The sequence below is a fragment of the Streptomyces sp. NPDC031111 genome (assembly GCF_055570675.1).
The window spans coordinates 131,687-147,895 of record NZ_JBVIGS010000016.1 but is presented as its reverse complement, the minus strand read 5'-3'; the positions used below and the strand labels follow the sequence as shown (position 1 = coordinate 147,895).

Here is a 16,209-nt window from a genome sequence, read left to right as displayed (position 1 = left end):
GGCCAATTGTTGTACTCTTCACCGCCGAGGTGATGACCTCGGGGTTGCGGACCTCAGTCTGCCATCGGGTGCCCCCTGGCGTGTGAAGCGGGCCCCGCTCTCTCCGGGAGTCGCACGCCGCCTCCCCGCCTCCGGCACGGAGTCTCCCCATCGCGCGGCCCGGGCGCGCCGCGCCCCGGCCCGATCCGCGCGACACGCGTGCAGGGTGTGGATGTATGAGCCAATCCCCACATCTAGTGGTTGGATTGCAACAGCAGCCCAGAAGTTGTGGTCCCCCGGGTCTCGACGCCCTCCACGATCGCCTATGCTGGTGCTGCTTCGTGAGGCCCAAGAGGCCTTACGAGGTCATGGAGTCTGCTGTGAGGAGGGTTGGGAGTTCATGCACTGCCCCTTCTGCAGGCACCCCGACAGCCGTGTCGTCGACAGCCGTACGACCGACGACGGCACGTCGATCCGCAGGCGCCGCCAGTGTCCGGACTGCTCCCGTCGTTTCACGACCGTGGAGACGTGTTCGCTCATGGTGGTCAAGCGGTCCGGAGTCACCGAGCCCTTCAGCCGCACCAAGGTCATCAACGGTGTGCGCAAGGCGTGCCAGGGGCGGCCCGTCACCGAGGACGCCCTCGCCCAGCTCGGCCAGCGGGTCGAGGAGGCGGTGCGGGCCACCGGGAGCGCCGAGCTGACCACCCATGACGTGGGGCTGGCCATTCTCGGCCCGTTGCAGGAACTCGACCTCGTCGCCTACCTGCGGTTCGCGTCCGTCTACCGGGCGTTCGAATCGCTCGAGGACTTCGAGGCCGCGATCGCGGAACTGCGGCGGGCGGAGCGGCCCGCCGCGGAGGACGGGGACGACGGGGACGGCGAGGGAGCCGTCCCGGGGAGCCAGGAAGACGACAGCGGGTCCGGAGGGGCCGTCCAGGTCACCGAACCCGCTCCCGCCGCCGGCTGAGCGGCGGCCCGGCCCCCGGGCGTGAGATGCGGGGACCGGCCGGGCGGCGGCGATGAGAAGACCTGTTGCGGGCAGAAGAGTGGGCGCCCGCAGCACCAGACAGAACAACGTGCCCGGGAACATTCAGGGCACTTCAGGGCGTTTTCGCCCGTACAGGGAGGCGGCATGACAGAGACGGCGAGCGGTCCGGCACGGAGTTCCCGAGCCAAGAGCAACAAGGCCGGCAAGGGGCTGCGTGTGGAGCGCATCCACACCACTCCTGGAGTCCACCCGTACGACGAGGTGGCCTGGGAGCGCCGTGACGTCGTCATGACCAACTGGCGCGACGGCTCGGTCAACTTCGAGCAGCGCGGCGTCGAGTTCCCCGACTTCTGGTCGGTGAACGCGGTCAACATCGTCACCAGCAAGTACTTCCGGGGCGCCGTGGGCACCCCGCAGCGCGAGGTGAGCCTCAAGCAGCTCATCGACCGCATCGTGAAGACGTACCGGAAGGCCGGTGAGGAGTACAAGTACTTCGCCTCGCCCGCCGACGCCGAGATCTTCGAGCACGAGCTGGCGTACGCCCTCCTGCACCAGATCTTCAGCTTCAACAGCCCCGTGTGGTTCAACGTGGGCACGCCCCAGCCGCAGCAGGTCTCCGCCTGCTTCATCCTGTCCGTCGACGACTCCATGGAGTCGATCCTCGACTGGTACAAGGAAGAGGGCATGATCTTCAAGGGCGGCTCCGGCGCCGGCCTGAACCTCTCCCGGATCCGTTCCTCCAAGGAACTGCTGTCCTCCGGCGGCAACGCCTCCGGCCCGGTCTCCTTCATGCGCGGGGCCGACGCCTCCGCCGGAACGATCAAGTCCGGTGGCGCCACCCGTCGCGCCGCCAAGATGGTCGTCCTCGACGTGGACCACCCGGACATCGAGGACTTCATCGAGACCAAGGTCAAGGAGGAGGAGAAGATCCGCGTCCTGCGCGACGCGGGCTTCGACATGGACCTGGGCGGCGACGACATCGCCTCCGTCCAGTACCAGAACGCCAACAACTCGGTCCGTGTCAACGACGAGTTCATGCAGGCGGTCGAGCAGGGCGGCAAGTTCGGTCTGCGGGCCCGTATGACCGGTGAGGTCATCGAGGAGGTCGACGCCAAGGCGCTCTTCCGCCGGATCGCCGAGGCCGCCTGGGCGTGCGCCGACCCGGGCATCCAGTACGACGGTGTCATCAACAACTGGCACACCTGCCCCGAGTCCGGCCGGATCACCGCGTCGAACCCGTGCAGCGAGTACATGCACCTGGACAACACGTCCTGCAACCTGGCCTCGCTGAACCTGATGAAGTTCCTCAAGGACGACGGCCAGGGCAACCAGTCGTTCGAGACCGAGCGCTTCCAGCAGGTCGTCGAGCTGGTCATCACCGCGATGGACATCTCGATCTGCTTCGCGGACTTCCCCACCCAGAAGATCGGCGAGAACACCCGCGCCTTCCGCCAGCTCGGCATCGGCTACGCCAACCTCGGCGCCCTGCTGATGGCGACCGGACACGCCTACGACTCCGACGGCGGCCGCGCCCTCGCCGGCGCGATCACCTCCCTGATGACCGGCACGGCATACCGGCGCTCCGCCGAACTCGCCGCGATCGTCGGCCCGTACGACGGCTACGCCCGCAACGCCGACGCCCACAAGCGCGTCATGAAGCAGCACGCCGACGCCAACGGCACCGCCGTGCGCATGGACGACCTGGACACCCCGGTGTGGGCCGCGGCCACCGAGGCCTGGCAGGACGTGGTCCGCCTCGGCGAGAAGAACGGCTTCCGCAACTCCCAGGCGTCCGTGCTCGCCCCGACCGGCACCATCGGTCTGGCGATGTCCTGCGACACCACCGGTGTCGAGCCCGACCTGGCGCTGGTGAAGTTCAAGAAGCTGGTCGGCGGCGGCTCGATGCAGATCGTCAACGGCACCGTCCCGCAGGCCCTGCGCCGCCTGGGCTACCAGGAGGAGCAGATCGAGGCGATCGTCGCCCACATCGCCGACCACGGCAATGTGATCGACGCCCCCGGTCTCAAGCAGGAGCACTACGAGGTGTTCGACTGCGCCATGGGCGAGCGCGCCATCTCCCCGATGGGCCACGTCCGCATGATGGCCGCGATCCAGCCCTGGATCTCCGGTGCCATCTCCAAGACGGTCAACATGCCGGAGACGGCGACCGTCGAGGAGGTCGAGGAGATCTACTTCGAGGCCTGGAAGCTGGGCGTCAAGGCGCTCGCCATCTACCGCGACAACTGCAAGGTCGGCCAGCCGCTCTCCGCCAAGAAGAAGGAGGACGAGAAGGCCGAGGTCACCGAGAAGGCCGAGGAGACGATCCGCGCCGCGGTCGAGAAGGTGGTCGAGTACCGCCCGGTCCGCAAGCGCCTCCCGAAGGGCCGTCCCGGCATCACCACCTCCTTCACGGTCGGCGGCGCCGAGGGCTACATGACCGCCAACTCCTACCCGGACGACGGTCTCGGCGAGGTCTTCCTGAAGATGTCGAAGCAGGGTTCGACCCTCGCGGGCATGATGGACGCCTTCTCCATCGCGGTCTCCGTCGGACTCCAGTACGGCGTGCCGCTGGAGACGTACGTCTCGAAGTTCACCAACATGCGCTTCGAGCCGGCCGGTATGACGGACGACCCGGACGTGCGGATGGCGCAGTCGATCGTCGACTACATCTTCCGCCGCCTGGCGCTGGACTTCCTGCCCTTCGAGACGCGCTCCGCGCTCGGCATCCACTCCGCCGAGGAGCGTCAGCGTCACCTGGAGACCGGTTCGTACGAGCCGTCCGACGACGAGGTCGACGTCGAGGGTCTGGCCCAGTCGGCGCCGCGGGCCCAGGAGCTGAAGGCGGTGTCCACGCCGAAGGCCGAGGTCGAGGTGGCCAAGCCGGCCCCGAAGCAGGCCCACACCAGCGCCGAACTGGTCGAGATGCAGCTGGGCATCCAGGCCGACGCCCCGCTGTGCTTCTCCTGCGGTACGAAGATGCAGCGCGCCGGTTCCTGCTACATCTGCGAGGGCTGCGGCTCGACCAGCGGTTGCAGCTGACGCGTCCGGGCACTGCCCGGGGGTGCGAGTGAACCACTGAGGGCGGTGGTGCCGGTGTTCCGGCGCCACCGCCCTCGGCTTTCCGCCGTACCGGGCTCCTTCAGGGCCGGCGGGACGCCCCCATCGCGCGGGTGAACGTCGCCGGGTCGTCCAGGAAGCCCTGGACGCCCGGGTGGAACTCCCAGGCGCCGGACCCGTCCCGGACGAACTCCGCGACCGTCGCCGCCGTGGCCCCGAGGACTCCGCCGAAGTCGTCCTCGGCCAGGACGGTGTACCCCTCGCGGATGCGCAGACCGGGGTTGCCCACACCGGAGAACGTGCGCCGTTCCTGGTGCTGCTGAATGACGACACCGACCACCACGCGCGCGTACCGCTGGTCGAGCCGGTCCAGTTCCAGCGTCATGACCTCGTCGTAGCCGAAGCCCTTGCCGTCCTTGCTGTCCCGGTTGAGCGTGATGGTGCCGTCGGGGGAGCGGCTGTCGAAGTGCACCACGTAGGCGGGATCGCCCAGTGGCTCGCCCGCCGGATAGGGCGCGGCGACGAGGTCCAGGTCGGTGGCCGGCTGACCCGACGGACTCGGGTCCCACCTCAGCGCGATCTCGACCTTGCGGATGCCCTTGTTGAGGCCGTTCACCAGTCTTCCCCTTCCCCGTGACCGTCCTGCCCGCTCACCCCAACTGCCGGGTGCTCCCGACAGGTTGTCCATCCTGCCACGCGTGCGCCGGCGGACGCCCGGAAGCAGTCCCCCCGAGGGTGACCGACGCCACGCTTCCTGGCCTTACGATGGCGCGGTGCTGGTCAAGTGGATTCGCTGCACCGTGGTGGACCGCCGCGGGTTCGAGCGGGGGCAGCGGAAGTGGGCGGGGCTTCTGGGGGAGCCGGGGTTTCGCGCGCAGGGCGGAGGCTGGAGCCGGGGGCGGCCGGAGGTGGCGCACATCTTCTCCTTCTGGGAGAGCCGTGCCTTCTACGACTCCTTCATGGCCCGCTCCCACGACCGGCTCGCCTCGGCCCAGTCGGGGACCTTCAAGGACGCCCAGGTCAGGCTCTTCGACCACCGCTTCGACGTGAAGACCGGCTTCGAACCCCGCTTCACGGACGCCGACCTGCTCAGGGTGGCGCTGTGCCGGGTCCACGAGGAGCGGGCGGAGCACTTCGTGCTGATGCAGGAGAAAGTCTGGAATCCGGCGATGGCCGGCTCGCCCGGCATGGTCCGGGGACTGTTCGGAGAGGCGCCCGGGAACGAGTTCATGGTGCTGTCGATGTGGCGGTCTGCCGCCGAGCACGGCAAGTACCGCACGGAGCGGGTGGAGCGCCTCGCCCTCAGGGCGCAGACGGAGGCCGACATCGCGGCCCTGGCGGGGGACATCGTGGAGATGGAAGCGGCCTGGACGGTCTGATTCCGGGAAGCGGAATCGTGTCCGCCGGCGTGACATGGGGTGCGGGAGGTGTGTGACCTACGCCGTATGGGGCCCGCACGAGTGCTCGCCCGGTCGTCACCCGATCTAGGGTTTCGGCATGGCACGACCACGGCGCATCGTCCTTGTCCGGCACGGTGAATCAACGGGCAATGTTGACGACTCCGTCTACGAACGCGAACCCGACCACGCCCTGGCCCTGACCGAGCGGGGCAGACTTCAGGCGGAGGAGACGGGGGAACGGTTGCGGGAACTGTTCGGCGGGGAGCGCGTCAGTGTCTACGTCTCTCCCTACCGCCGGACGCACCAGACCCTGAGCGCGTTCCGCCTCGACCCGGGGCTGATACGCGTGCGCGAGGAGCCGAGGCTGCGGGAGCAGGACTGGGGCAACTGGCAGGACCGTGAGGACGTGCGTCTCCAGAAGGCCTACCGGGACGCCTACGGCCACTTCTTCTACCGCTTCGCCCAGGGCGAGTCGGGCGCCGATGTCTACGACCGGGTCGGCGGGTTCCTGGAGAGCCTGTTCCGCAGCTTCGAGGCCCCCGATCACCCGCCGAACGTCCTCATCGTCACCCACGGGCTGGCGATGCGGCTGTTCTGCATGCGCTGGTTCCACTGGACCGTGGCGGAGTTCGAGTCGCTGTCGAATCCGGGGAACGCGGAGATGCGGATGCTCGTTCTGGGGGAGAACGGCAAGTACACCCTCGACCGGCCCTTCGGGCGCTGGCGGGATCCGGAACCCTACGGGATCACCGGGTAGACAGAGGGTCACCGGATAGAGTGGCAGGGCGATGACCGCTGATTCCTCTCCCGCCGGGCGCCTGGAGCGCGCCTTGGCCAGCCTGCGCGGACTGTCCGTGGGGGACGCGCTCGGCTCACAGTTCTTCGTGCCGGTGAACTACCCGCTGCTCAAGCGCCGCGAACTGCCTCCGGGATCCTGGCAGTGGACGGACGACACGGAGATGGCGTGCTCCGTCGTCTCCGTCCTGGCCACGCACCACAGGATCGACCAGGACGCCCTCGCACAGTCCTTCGCCACGCACCACGACTTCGACCGGGGCTACGGGCCGGCGGTCAACCGGCTGCTGCGGCTGGTCCGTGAGGGCGGCGACTGGCGTGAACTCGCCGCCGCGCTCTTCAACGGCCAGGGGTCGTGGGGCAACGGTGCCGCGATGCGGATCGCGCCCCTGGGCGCCTGGTACGCGGACGATCCGGAGCAGGCCACCCATCAGGCCGAGATCTCCGCCTACCCCACGCATCAGCACCGCGAGGCGGTGGTCGGTGCCATGGCCGTCGCGGCGGCGGCCGCGCTCGTCGCCGCCCCCGGTGGGCCGCCCCGCGCGGAGGCCCTCCTCGACGGGGTCGTCGCGCTGGTGCCCGCGAGAAGCGCGGTCGGCGCCGGACTGCGCCGGGCGCGCGACATGCTCGACTACGGCGACGCGGCCACCGTCGCGGCCGTGCTCGGCTGCGGACGGCGTACGACCGCCCATGACACCGTGCCGTTCGCGCTCTGGTCGGCCGCCCGGGCTCTCGGTGACTACGAGCGGGCCTTCTGGACGACCGCGCAGGTGGGCGGGGACGTCGATACGACCTGTGCGATCGTCGGCGGTGTGGTCGCCGCAGAGAAGGTGGGAGCACCGCCCGCGGAGTGGGCCGACCGGGTCGAGCCCCTGCCGGACTGGGCGCGGACCTCGGTCTGAGAACTCTCCGTGTGTCACGGGAACTCTCCGTGACCATCCGCTCGTTGTCGGGGCGTCCACTGTGTGAGGAGTGAGTCCTGACACGTGTAGGTGTCCGGTGTTGGAGCGGGAGTCGGGAGGGGCCGTGGCGATGGTCGTGCGGGTGTTGCTCGCGGTTCTGCTCGCCCTGACGGGCGCGGTCCGGCCCGGCGCCCGCCGTCCGACTCCGGTGGAGTCGGACGGAGAGCCGCCGGGCCGGACCCGCGGTGCCTTGTTCTCAGCGTTCTCAGCCCATGCCCGGTCCGGCCGAGCCGGCCAGCGCCTCCAGGTCGCTCTTGCGGACCCGGATGACGAACCACGCCGTGGCCAGGGCGAGTACGGCCATGGCGGCCGCCGGTATGAAGGCCGTCGAGATGCCCTGCGCGAGCACCTCGTGGCCCCACGGAGCGGGCAGCTGGTGCGTCTGGGCGAACTCCGCCTTCTGCTCCGGCGTCCCTTCGGCGAGGAAGCCCGGTACCTGCTGCTCCGCCTCGTCCCTGCTCGCCGTGCCGAACACGGTCGTCAGCAGGGCCAGTCCCACCGACCCGCCCACCTGCTGGGTCGCGTTGAGCAGCCCGGACGCGGCGCCGGCCTCGTGCTGGGCCACCCCGGAGACCGCGGTGAGCGTCAGCGTCACGAAGTTCAGGCCCATACCGAAGCCGAAGATCAGCATCGGTCCGAGGATGCCGCTCACATAGGAGCTGTCGGAGCTGATCAGCGTCTGCCAGGCCAGTCCGGTCGCGGCGAGCGCCGAACCGATGAGCATGAACGGCTTGGGGCCGAACACGGGAAGGAACCGCTGCGACAGCCCCGCCCCGAGCGCGATCACGACGGTGACCGGCAGGAAGGCCAGACCGGCCTCGATCGGGCTGTACCCGAGCACGTTCTGCACGAAGAGAACGATGTAGAAGAACATGCCGAACATGGCGGCGGCCAGGCTGAGCATGATCACGTAGGTGCCCGAGCGGTTGCGGTCGGCGAACATCCGCAGCGGGGTGATCGGCTCCTTGGCCCGGGACTCGATCAGCGCGAAGGCCACCAGCAGGACCACCGCGGCCACGAAGGAGCCGATGGTCAGACCGTCGCTCCAGCCCTCCTCCGCCGCGCGGATGAAGCCGTAGACGAGGGAGGCCATACCGGCCGTCGAGGTCACCGCGCCCGCGATGTCGAAACGGCCGGTGTGCCGTTCGGACTCGTTGATGTACCTCGGCGTGAGGACGGCGATCAGCAGGCCGATCGGCACGTTGACGAAGAGCACCCACCGCCAGTCGAGCCACTCGGTGAGCATGCCGCCCGCGAGCAGGCCGATGGCGCCGCCTCCCGCGGAGACCGCGGCGAAGACGCCGAAGGCACGGTTGCGCTCCGGTCCTTCCGGGAACGTGGTGGTGATGAGCGCCAGCGATGTGGGCGAGGCGATCGCACCGCCCACACCCTGGAGTACGCGTGCGGCCAGCAACTGCCACGGTTCCTGGGCGAACCCGCCGAGCAGCGAGGCGAGCGTGAACAGCAGGATGCCGGTCATGAAGACACGGCGGCGGCCGAGGATGTCGCCCGCGCGGCCGCCGAGCAGCAGCAGGCCGCCGAAGGTCAGGGTGTAGGCGCTGACCACCCAGGTGAGGTCGGTGGTGCTGAACTCGAGAGCGTTCTGGATGTGCGGCAACGCGATATTCACAATCGTCGCGTCGAGTACCACCATGAGTTGGCAGGCCGCGATGACGGTGAGCGCGATGCCGGGATGTCCCTCCCGGCGCGCCGCACCTGGCTTCTGGTCCTGAATCAACGGAGAGGTTGTCACTATGGGTCCCCCACGAGTGCGTCAGTGAACGCTCGCGTTCACTGTTGCGTCAACGGTAGGAGTCCCCGACAGTGAACGCAAGCGTTCACTGAATGCGTCGTCGCGCGGTGCGTCCCCGTCAGTCGCCGCGCGGCACGTGCTTCATCCCCGAATGTCCGCTTGCTCTGCTCCTTGGAGAGAGTTCAGATGGTTTCTTCGAGCTGGGTGGCCGCCCAGGCTCAGACGGCCGCGTCCCGCCGCCGCGGCGCCGTGCTGGAACGCGCGATTCTCGATGCCGCCCTGCGGCAGCTCAGTACGGTCGGCTGGAACGGCCTGACGATGGAGGGAGTCGCCGCCGGCGCCCAGACCGGGAAGGCCGCCGTCTACCGGCGCTGGCCGTCCAAGGAGGATCTGGTCGCCGACGCCCTGCGGGCCGGACTGCCGCATTTCGACGCGGTACCGGATCTGGGGAGCGTGCGCGAGGATCTGCTGCACCTGTGCGTGCGGGCGCGCGACGCGATGTTCTCCCAGTCGGGCTCCGCCCTGCGCTCGGTGATTCACGAATGTGACACCCTTCAGGCCGAGCGCTTCCACGCCGTCATCTTCGACGGTGTCGTGGAGCCGACCATCAAGATGCTGCGCGAGGTGATCGAGCGCGGAATAGAGCGGGGAGAGGTGCGCCCCGACGCGGCGAACGGGTATGTCTTCGACGCCATCCCGGCGATGATGATGTACCGCTCGAAAATGTGCGGCAGTGAATGGTCGGACGTCGATCTGGAGCAGATGATCGACCAGCTGATGGTTCCGCTGCTGCGGCCGGACGGCTCCTGACCGGGGTGCCGTGAAGACGCCGACGCCGCAAGGGGAACCGGGGTGTCGCGGGCCGTTCCTGGCGGCGTACGCTAAGGGCGCCATGCCGTACGAACCACCTACTCACACCGTCGAGCGCTCTCTCCGCGCCACGACCGGGGCGAAGATCGTTGCAGGTGTCGACGAGGTGGGGCGCGGCGCGTGGGCCGGCCCTGTCACCGTCTGCGCGGCGATCACCGGACTGCGCCGGCCCCCCGAGGGCCTCACCGACTCCAAGCTCCTCACCGTCAAGCGGCGCACCGAGCTCGCCGAGACGCTGCGGAGCTGGGTGACGTCGTACGCCCTGGGGCACGCGTCCCCCGAGGAGATCGACGACCTGGGGATGACGGCCGCGCTGCGGCTGGCGGCGGTGCGTGCGCTGGAGGAGCTGCCGGTCCGGCCGGACGCGGTGATCCTCGACGGCAAGCACGACTATCTCGGAATGCCCTGGAAGGTCCGTACGGTCATCAAGGGCGACCAGTCGTGCGTGGCGGTCGCGGCGGCCTCGGTGATCGCCAAGGTTCAGCGCGACAAAATGATGGCCGAACTGGGCATCGACCATGCAGACTTCGGTTTTGCGGACAACGCCGGGTATCCGTCGCCCGTGCACAAGGCGGCACTGGAGGTCCGGGGGCCCACCCCGTACCACCGGTTGTCGTGGGCGTATCTTGATGCGCTGCCCCAGTGGCGGCACCTCAAGAAGGTCCGCAGCTGGACGGTAGGGAGCGTTCCGGAAATCGAGGGTCAGCTCGGCTTCGACTTCTGACGGGCCGCTCGCACTTATGTGCCACCCGGCGGCGCGTGCCGTACCAACGTTTGATAAAAATCAGCTCATGCCTCTCATTCCCGAGGAGCCTCAGATTCACGAGAGTGCCCAGGGTCCCCGCGCCACACCGGCCAGTGGCCGCACCGCGCCGACCCCCCGCCCCGTACCCGGTCCCCGCCCTGCGGCTCCGTCGCGTCCCGGCCGTCCCGGCCCGCCGCGACCCGCGCCGCCGGTGCAGCGCGCCTCGCGCGACGCGGCCAAGCCCGGTCCTTCGGGCCCCGCGCCCGCCGCGGCCACCCCGCAGATCCAGTTGATCCCGGCCTCGGTCGAGGGGGCGCTCGACGCCGCCGAGGAGGCCGTGGACCTGCTGCTGGACTCGGGCCGAGCTCCCGGAGAGGTGCTGGTGATCACCACCGGCGATCCGCATCCGTGGGCCACCCACGAACTGTCCTTCGGTGAAGCCTCCTACTGGGCCCAGCACGACGCCGGTGACGACGTCTTCTACGCGGACGCCCAGGTCGCGGACCGCGCCGGTGCGCGGCCCGTCGTCGTGGTCGCCGTCAACGGAGGCCCGGAGTCCGCGGCCGCCTCCGCCCTGTCGGTGGCGCATGCCCGGGCCGGCGCCCTGCTGATCGTCTGCGGTGACCCGCAGCGGATCAACTCGGTGCTGGGCGCGGGGGTCTGAGCCGGCACCTCGGCGTCCGGCCGGACGCCGAGGAGTGACGCGAACGCCGCGGTCGCGGCGTCCGCACGGTCGGCGACTCGGCGTGCCCGGGGCCGGCGGGGCCGCTGCGTGTGTGCCTCCGCCGCCCTGTGTACCGGGCCGGGTCCGGTGTCGTGCGGACGCACCTCGCGTGGTGCGACCCGCCCCGCGCCACCGCGCGGATCCGGAGGGTCCGAACGGCGGGCGTGATGTCAGCGTGCCGCCGCGCGGCGCAGGACCTCCGACGCGGCGCCGCCCGTGCGCGGTATCCGGGGCGGTGCCTCGGACATGGCGAACGGCTCCGGCGCCGAACCGGCGCTGGGGTGGCGGCCGCCACGCCCCTCGCCGAGGACCTGCCAGCCGTCCCGGGTCAGCGTGATGTACGCCCCGCAGCGCAGCCCGTGCAGGGTGCAGGCGTCCCGCAGCCCCCACATCCACGCGCCGTCCTCCTCGGTCCAGCGCGCGTCGCCGTCACGGCAGTAGAGCAGCACGGCCGTGCGCACCGGGGTGCGGCGTCGCAGGTCGTGCGGGATGACCCGGCGCAACTGGGCCAACAGCGCGTTGCGGAACATCCAGCCGTCCGCGGCGGCGGAGCGGCGGGTGAACGAGGCGCTCGCCCGCAGTCGTTCGTCCGGATCGAGCACGGCGACGACCGCGGTCGCCGGCCCGGGGTCGTGCCGGGCGTGCAGTCCGCTGACGACCTCGCGCGGGCTGCGCAGCAGCGGGATTCCCGCGGCGGCCCACTCCGCGGGTTCGAGCACGCGGTTGGCGGATGCGGCGGGCGTCGACAGCGATGCCGCCGAGGACGGAGCGAATCCGAAGGTCACGGTCCTCCCTTCGGCTACGCCCGGACTGCGGGCGGGGTCGGATTCGGGGGAGCGCGCACGCAACGGAGCCCTACCTGGTGGGCGGGCGAGCCGTGCGGGTGCGGACTTCGATTCTTCCTGTCGAACTTGGATGCGGCAACGAGCAATTGAGGCAGCCGACCGGTATCGGCTGTTCTGCGCTTAATATCCCCACCCGTTGGGCGTGGCGAACATCAGCCCTGAACGGCCAGCACCAGGGGCAGTACTCCCTGCGCACCGGCCCGCCGCAGCAGGCGCGCCGCGACCGCGAGGGTCCAGCCCGTCTCCGTGTAGTCGTCCACGAGCAGGACCGGCCCCTGCGCCTCCGTGAGCGCGGCGGCGAGCCCGGCGGGCACGGTGAGCGCGCCGTCGAGGGCCTTGAGGCGCTGGGCGCTGTTGCTCCGGGAGGCGGAGGGCGCCTCACCCGCGTACGTCACCGAACCCAGCAGCGGCAGGCGTCCGATCTCCGCGATCCGCGCGCCCAGCGACTCGATGAGCCGGGGACGGCTGCGGGAGTCGAGCGTGACCACCCCCACCGGCCGGGGCTGGGGGTCCGCGGCCCCCGGAGCCCAACCGCCGGGCCCCTTGGCCCAGTCGGCCAGCACACCCACCACGGCCCGGGCGACATCGTCCGGGACCGGCCCGTCCGGCGCCTGGGGCGCGAACATCGGACGCAGCCGGTTGCCCCAGCCGATGTCGGACAGACGCCCCAACGCCCGGCCCTGAGCGGCCTGTTCCCCGGCCGGGATGCGGCCCTTGAGGTCCATGCCGATCGCCGGAAGCCCGGTGGGCCACATCCGCCGAGGCTCCACCTCGACACCCGCCCGGCCGAGGTCCACGCGGGCCGCCTCCAGCGCGGCCGCCGACGCGTCGGCGGTGAAGCGGGCGCCCGCGCAGTTGTCACAGCGTCCGCAGGGCTTGGCGCCCTCGTCGTCCAACTGCCGCTGGAGGAACTCCATCCGGCAGTCGGCGGTGGCCGCGTACTCGCGCATCGCCTGCTGCTCGGCCTTGCGCTGGCGGGCCACCCACGCATACCGCTCGGCGTCGTACGTCCACGGCCGGCCGGTCGCGACCCAGCCGCCCTTGACCCGCTTCACCGCCCCGTCCACATCGAGCACCTTGAGCATGGTCTCCAGGCGGGAGCGGCGCAGCTCCACCAGCGGTTCGAGGGCCGGCAGCGACATCGGCCGGTCGGCGCGGGCGAGGACGTCGAGTGTGCGCCGCACCAGGTCCTCCGAGGGGAAGGCGAGCGACGCGAAGTACTCCCAGATCGCCTCGTCCTCCTTGCCCGGGAGGAGCAGCACCTCGGCGTGCCGGACGCCGCGCCCGGCGCGGCCCACCTGCTGGTAGTAGGAGATGGGGGAGGACGGTGAGCCGAGATGGACCACGAAGCCCAGGTCGGGCTTGTCGAAGCCCATGCCGAGGGCGGAGGTGGCGACCAGGGCCTTCACCTTGTTGGCGAGCAGGTCCTCCTCGGCCTGCTGCCGGTCCGCGTTCTCCGTCCTGCCGGTGTACGAGGCGACGGTGTGCCCGCGCTGCCGCAGGAAGGCGGTGACCTCCTCGGCGGCGGCCACGGTGAGCGTGTAGACGATCCCCGAGCCCGGGAGCTCGTCCAGGTGGTCGGCGAGCCAGGCCATCCGGTGCGCGGCGTCCGGCAGGCGCAGCACGCTCAGGCTCAGGCTCTCCCGGTCCAGCGGGCCCCGCAGCACCAGCGCGTCCGACGAGCCTCCGGTGCCGAGCTGCTCCGCGACATCGGCGGTGACGCGCGCGTTGGCCGTGGCCGTGGTGGCGAGCACCGGCACGCCGTCCGGGAGGTCGGCGAGCATGGTGCGCAGCCGTCGGTAGTCCGGGCGGAAGTCGTGCCCCCAGTCGGAGATGCAGTGCGCCTCGTCGACCACCAGGAGCCCGGTCGCGGCGGAGAGCTTGGGCAGCACCTGGTCGCGGAAGTCGGGGTTGTTCAGCCGCTCCGGGCTCACCAGCAGCACATCGACGTCGCCCGCGGCGATCTCCGCCTGGACGGAGTCCCACTCCTCGCTGTTGGAGGAGTTGATGGTCCGGGCGTGCACACCGGCTCTGGCCGCGGCGTCCACCTGGTTGCGCATGAGCGCCAGCAGCGGGGAGACGATCACGGTGGGGCCGCTGCCCCGGGCCCTCAGCAGCGCGGTGGCCACGAAGTAGACCGCGGACTTGCCCCAGCCCGTGCGCTGGACGACCAGGGCCCGCCGCTTCTCGGCGACCAGCGCCTCGATCGCCCGCCACTGGTCCTCGCGCAGCCGGGCCTCGCCCGAGGCGTCCCCGACGAGACGGGCGAGAACCGCGTCGGCGGCCGTTCGGAGGTCGGCGTTGCTCGTGTGCTCCATGGGGTCCATACAACAGGACGGCACCGACATCCGGGCGGGCCTGTGGACGAGCACGGCAGGTGACATGTCCCTGGTCGGACTTATCCACAGGGCAAACCGGAGCGTGACAATCCGCGAGATCGTCCTGGCATGACGAACCACAGCGAAACCACTGGATCCTCCGAAAACGGTGACATCCCCGGTCGGGACACCGGCCCCCGGACGCAGGGCGGCGCGGAAGGACGCGCACCACTGCCGCCGGACATCAACTGCACCGCGTACGACAGCCATGGGGACGGACAGCAGGTCACCCTGCGCACACCTGCCGAACTCGCCGACGCCCTGCCCTATCTGCTCGGCTACCGACCCGAGGACAGCATCGTGCTGGTGGCCCTGCACGACAAGGACGGACGGGGCCGGTTCGGCGGCCGTGCCCGGCTCGGGATCCCCGACAGCCCCGACGACTGGCCGTCCGCTGCCCGGCAGCTGGCCCAGGGGCTGGTGACGGGCAGCGAGCGTCGCGGCGCCCGGCCCGAGCAGATGGTCGTCTTCCTCTGCCGCGAGCCGGGCCCGGGCGAGTCCGGCCGGCAGATCAAGGAACGGCTGGGGCCACTCGCCCACACGCTGCGCCTGGAGTGCGGTGCCCTGGACATCCCGGTGGTGGAGGCCCTGTGCGTCTCGGACGGCCGCTTCTGGTCGTACTGCTGTGACGACGAGGGCTGCTGCCCGGCCGAGGGGACGCCGATGGGCCTGCCCGGTACGTCGGTGCTGGCGGCCGCCGCCACCTACGCCGGGCTCCAGGTCCGGGGCACCCTGCGCGAGCTGCGCGCCAGGCTCCTGCCGTGGGAGCACTCCGCGGCCCGGGAACAGGAGGCCGCCCTGGACGCCGCCGGCCTGGCGCTCGTCCCCAGGATCCTCGACGCGGAGGGCCGGCACGAGGTCGCCGAGGAGACGCTGGGGCTGGCCGAGCGGATCATCGGCCGTCTCGCCGACGCCCCGCCCGTGCCCGGCATGCTCCCGGCGGACCTGCGCGACGACGAACTGCTCGGACACGACGAGGCCGCGGCACTGATCCTCGGTCTCCAGGACCGTACGACCCGTGACCGTGCGGCCGAGTGGATGGAGGACGACGAGGCCGGCCCGGCCCTGCGCCTGTGGCGGGCCCTGGCCCGCCGCTGTGTCGGAGCGTACGGCGAACACGCCGCGGCACCCCTCACCCTCGCGGGGTGGGTGGCCTGGTCCACCGGTGACGAGGTCGAAGCCCGGGAAGCGCTCGCCATGGCCCTCGGCGCCGATCCCGACTACCTCTTCGCCCGTCTGCTGCACCAGGCCTGCAACGAGGGCCTCGACCCGGAGTCCGTCCGCCGCTGTCTGCGAGCCGAACGCGACGGTCGGGGGCAGGCGACGCCTGACGGTCCGGTTCCGGGGACCGACCCACGACAGGGCGATGTCGAGTCACCGGCCGCTGACCCCGAGGGCCCCGGTCCCGAGGCGGCTCCCTTGCCCCGTCGGCGGCGGAGGCGTGAGCCCGGCTCCCGGAGCGCACTTCCCCGCCGGGGCCGCGCGGAGGGCGGTCGACCAGGCCGGCGGGTCCCGAATCCGCGTGCCTCGACGCAGAGCGCGCACGCCGGAGGCGGCGCGCACCAGGGCACGACGGGGCCGAGCACGTCCGGCCCGGGCGCCGGAAGCCGCCACGGCGTCTCGCGACCAGGCGCACCGGCCGGTCGCCGGGGCCACGACGGGGAGGAGTGAGTGAGCCGCGTACGAGCGGCCGTCGGACCGGCGACGGTTCCC

Annotated in this window: 13 protein-coding genes; 9 read left to right on the top strand and 4 right to left on the bottom strand. The window is 71.0% G+C overall.

The features are described from left to right. Nucleotides 1–379 precede the first annotated feature (379 nt). Nucleotides 380–946, top strand: coding sequence for a transcriptional regulator NrdR (gene nrdR / locus ACZ470_RS29200; RefSeq protein WP_468431995.1), 567 nt, complete (start codon nucleotides 380–382; stop codon nucleotides 944–946). A gap of 165 nt (nucleotides 947–1,111) precedes the next feature. After that, nucleotides 1,112–4,006 (top strand): vitamin B12-dependent ribonucleotide reductase, encoded by a 2,895-nt coding sequence (locus ACZ470_RS29195; protein WP_468431993.1) that lies wholly within the window; start codon nucleotides 1,112–1,114, stop codon nucleotides 4,004–4,006. Nucleotides 4,007–4,106: 100 nt separating this feature from the next. Here ACZ470_RS29195 and ACZ470_RS29190 read toward each other — a convergent pair whose 3' ends face one another. Beyond that, nucleotides 4,107–4,640: a TerD family protein gene (locus ACZ470_RS29190; protein ID WP_468431991.1), complete on the bottom strand. Its 534-nt coding sequence runs from the start codon at nucleotides 4,638–4,640 to the stop codon at nucleotides 4,107–4,109. A gap of 157 nt (nucleotides 4,641–4,797) precedes the next feature. Between ACZ470_RS29190 and ACZ470_RS29185 the strand changes: the two genes are divergently transcribed. The 3 genes from ACZ470_RS29185 (at nucleotide 4,798) to ACZ470_RS29175 (ending at nucleotide 7,121) form a co-directional block, all read left to right on the top strand. Then, nucleotides 4,798–5,403: a YdbC family protein gene (locus ACZ470_RS29185; RefSeq protein ID WP_468431989.1), complete on the top strand. Its 606-nt coding sequence runs from the start codon at nucleotides 4,798–4,800 to the stop codon at nucleotides 5,401–5,403. Between the two features lie 118 nt (nucleotides 5,404–5,521). Further along, entirely contained in the window at nucleotides 5,522–6,181 is a 660-nt protein-coding gene (locus tag ACZ470_RS29180) for a histidine phosphatase family protein (protein ID WP_468431987.1), read from the top strand. A 31-nt stretch (nucleotides 6,182–6,212) separates the two neighbouring features. Continuing rightward, nucleotides 6,213–7,121, top strand: coding sequence for an ADP-ribosylglycohydrolase family protein (locus tag ACZ470_RS29175; protein WP_468431985.1), 909 nt, complete (start codon nucleotides 6,213–6,215; stop codon nucleotides 7,119–7,121). Nucleotides 7,122–7,386: 265 nt separating this feature from the next. Here the strand turns inward: ACZ470_RS29175 and ACZ470_RS29170 are convergent, their stop codons facing one another. Continuing rightward, nucleotides 7,387–8,934: an MFS transporter gene (locus ACZ470_RS29170; protein WP_468431983.1), complete on the bottom strand. Its 1,548-nt coding sequence runs from the start codon at nucleotides 8,932–8,934 to the stop codon at nucleotides 7,387–7,389. 186 nt (nucleotides 8,935–9,120) lie between these two features. Between ACZ470_RS29170 and ACZ470_RS29165 the strand changes: the two genes are divergently transcribed. The 3 genes from ACZ470_RS29165 to ACZ470_RS29155 all read left to right on the top strand — a co-directional run bounded on the left by ACZ470_RS29165 (nucleotide 9,121) and on the right by ACZ470_RS29155 (nucleotide 11,213). Beyond that, on the top strand, nucleotides 9,121–9,744 hold the full coding sequence (locus tag ACZ470_RS29165) for a TetR/AcrR family transcriptional regulator (protein ID WP_468431981.1): 624 nt from the start codon (nucleotides 9,121–9,123) through the stop codon (nucleotides 9,742–9,744). Between the two features lie 82 nt (nucleotides 9,745–9,826). Next, nucleotides 9,827–10,528: a ribonuclease HII gene (locus tag ACZ470_RS29160; RefSeq protein WP_468431979.1), complete on the top strand. Its 702-nt coding sequence runs from the start codon at nucleotides 9,827–9,829 to the stop codon at nucleotides 10,526–10,528. 67 nt (nucleotides 10,529–10,595) lie between these two features. Further along, entirely contained in the window at nucleotides 10,596–11,213 is a 618-nt protein-coding gene (locus tag ACZ470_RS29155) for a hypothetical protein (RefSeq protein ID WP_468431977.1), read from the top strand. Between the two features lie 230 nt (nucleotides 11,214–11,443). Here ACZ470_RS29155 and ACZ470_RS29150 read toward each other — a convergent pair whose 3' ends face one another. After that, the gene (locus ACZ470_RS29150) at nucleotides 11,444–12,058 is read right to left on the bottom strand and encodes a hypothetical protein (protein WP_468431975.1); all 615 of its coding nucleotides are present in this window, start codon (nucleotides 12,056–12,058) and stop codon (nucleotides 11,444–11,446) included. 212 nt (nucleotides 12,059–12,270) lie between these two features. Continuing rightward, nucleotides 12,271–14,436, bottom strand: coding sequence for a RecQ family ATP-dependent DNA helicase (locus ACZ470_RS29145; RefSeq protein WP_468431973.1), 2,166 nt, complete (start codon nucleotides 14,434–14,436; stop codon nucleotides 12,271–12,273). A gap of 129 nt (nucleotides 14,437–14,565) precedes the next feature. Between ACZ470_RS29145 and ACZ470_RS29140 the strand changes: the two genes are divergently transcribed. After that, nucleotides 14,566–16,167 (top strand): DUF4192 domain-containing protein, encoded by a 1,602-nt coding sequence (locus ACZ470_RS29140; protein WP_468431972.1) that lies wholly within the window; start codon nucleotides 14,566–14,568, stop codon nucleotides 16,165–16,167. The last annotated feature ends 42 nt before the right edge of the window (nucleotides 16,168–16,209 follow it).

Bases quoted from the DNA above. Each gene is read 5' to 3' on its own strand.
- nrdR (WP_468431995.1), top strand. From the start codon at position 380: ATGCACTGCCCCTTCTGCAGGCACCCCGACAGCCGTGTCGTCGACAGC.
- ACZ470_RS29195 (WP_468431993.1), top strand. From the start codon at position 1,112: ATGACAGAGACGGCGAGCGGTCCGGCACGGAGTTCCCGAGCCAAGAGC.
- ACZ470_RS29180 (WP_468431987.1), top strand. From the start codon at position 5,522: ATGGCACGACCACGGCGCATCGTCCTTGTCCGGCACGGTGAATCAACG.
- ACZ470_RS29175 (WP_468431985.1), top strand. From the start codon at position 6,213: ATGACCGCTGATTCCTCTCCCGCCGGGCGCCTGGAGCGCGCCTTGGCC.
- ACZ470_RS29165 (WP_468431981.1), top strand. From the start codon at position 9,121: ATGGTTTCTTCGAGCTGGGTGGCCGCCCAGGCTCAGACGGCCGCGTCC.
- ACZ470_RS29160 (WP_468431979.1), top strand. From the start codon at position 9,827: ATGCCGTACGAACCACCTACTCACACCGTCGAGCGCTCTCTCCGCGCC.
- ACZ470_RS29155 (WP_468431977.1), top strand. From the start codon at position 10,596: ATGCCTCTCATTCCCGAGGAGCCTCAGATTCACGAGAGTGCCCAGGGT.
- ACZ470_RS29145 (WP_468431973.1), bottom strand. From the start codon at position 14,436: ATGGAGCACACGAGCAACGCCGACCTCCGAACGGCCGCCGACGCGGTT.
- ACZ470_RS29140 (WP_468431972.1), top strand. From the start codon at position 14,566: ATGACGAACCACAGCGAAACCACTGGATCCTCCGAAAACGGTGACATC.